The organism is Acinetobacter endophylla, assembly GCF_053543775.1.
In genome coordinates this window covers 612-2,164 of record NZ_JBLVOM010000096.1, presented here as the reverse complement: position 1 = coordinate 2,164, position 1,553 = coordinate 612, and the positions used below count along the sequence as shown (strand labels likewise).

At 40.3% G+C, this 1,553-nt stretch carries 1 protein-coding gene; it reads left to right on the top strand.

The window, feature by feature from the left end:
- A partial coding sequence (locus tag ACNPNW_RS05435; RefSeq protein WP_448766664.1) for a DUF5906 domain-containing protein occupies positions 1-1,131 on the top strand: 1,131 nt, incomplete at its 5' end.
- Positions 1,132-1,553: the final 422 nt, after the last annotated feature.

Genomic DNA, 1,553 nt, shown 5'->3' with positions numbered 1-1,553 from the left:
ATGCATATCACTGAAGGGCAAATTAATACCTATGATGGTATGGAAATCTCACCTCTGCTAGATGCTCAGAATCAAATTATTCAGCAGGGCGAAGCATTTGAAAGCTGTACACCTATTATTCACTTGGTGAAGTTTCTGTGTGGTAAAGAAACAGAAGCATATGAATGGCTAATGAAGTGGTTGGCTTATCCTTTACAGCATCCAGGCGCAAAAATGAATACCTCCATTTTGCTGTGTAGTGCTGTCCAAGGTTCAGGTAAATCCCTGTTCTTTGAAAAGATAATGACGAAGATCTATGGTGATAAATACTCTGTCACTTTGGGGCAAAATGGTCTTGAATCCATTTATACCGATTGGGCTGAACGAAAGCTTTATTGTCTCTTTGAAGAAATATTTAACAATAAGTCCAAGTTCGGCATGATGGGTCTGATCAAACACATGATCACTGGTGAAAAGATCCGGATTGAGAAAAAGTTTATGTCGGGTTATTCGCAAAATAACCACATTAACTGTGTCTTCTTATCGAATGAAGTACAGCCTTTGGCCATTGAGGAACGAGATCGACGCTTTCTGGTACTGGAACCAAATCAAAAGCTCGGTCATGAATTGAAGGGTTTGGTTGAACAGTGTCTTGAGCCGGACAGTAATGCCATCAATGCATTTTATACCTATCTGTTATCGATGGATCTAAGTGACTTTACCCCTTATACAGAACCACCGATGACTAAAGCTAAACAGAAAATCATTCAGTTTGGTTTGCCAGGATGGAAATTATTTTTAGATGATTGGCGTGGCGGTATGTTAGAGCATCCGTTTGTTTGTTGTCTTTCGGATGATTTGTATATGGCCTATCGGCAGTGGTGTCATAAAAATGGGGAGAAATCCATTCCCTCCAACAAGTTTTTAAACTTAATTGCTTCCGAGCGTGTCGTGGCCAAAGGACATGGACGGATCTATGAGGATGTTGTCACTGGAGCTGGCTATCAGGAAAAGCGAAAAGAGGTGCAAAGGCGCATGATTTTTACTGAGAATCCCCCGAAGGATGTGAAACAAGCTGAATGGCTTAGTGGACAAGTAAAAGAATTTCGTGCTAAGTTAAAAGGAGATCAGGATGTTCCTAACGTACTATAAAATATCAATAATTGTTACGGGTGTTACGGGTCTGTTACGGGCTAAATCGCAACCCCGTAACACTGTCAAAGCCTTACCAACTCTATCTTTCAGGCACCCTGTTACGGCTGTTACGGGCTTATGCACACGCGCGCACGGGAAGAAAATTTCATTATCTAATATATTTATTCAAATTATGAATGAATGTATTTTCCCGCGCGTGAGAAAAAACCCCCGTAACACTCGTAACACCCGTAACAACCCTTGTTTTTATTACATTTATTATTTGTTTACCCGTAACAACCCCGTAACTAATAGACCTTTACCCGTAACAAAGCAATAAATCAACAAGGAATGTGAATTATGGAAAAGTATTTACGCTTATTAAATCCTAAAACAACCAACTTTGATTCGACTGGTGGTGGCAACCATGGAGCTTTGAC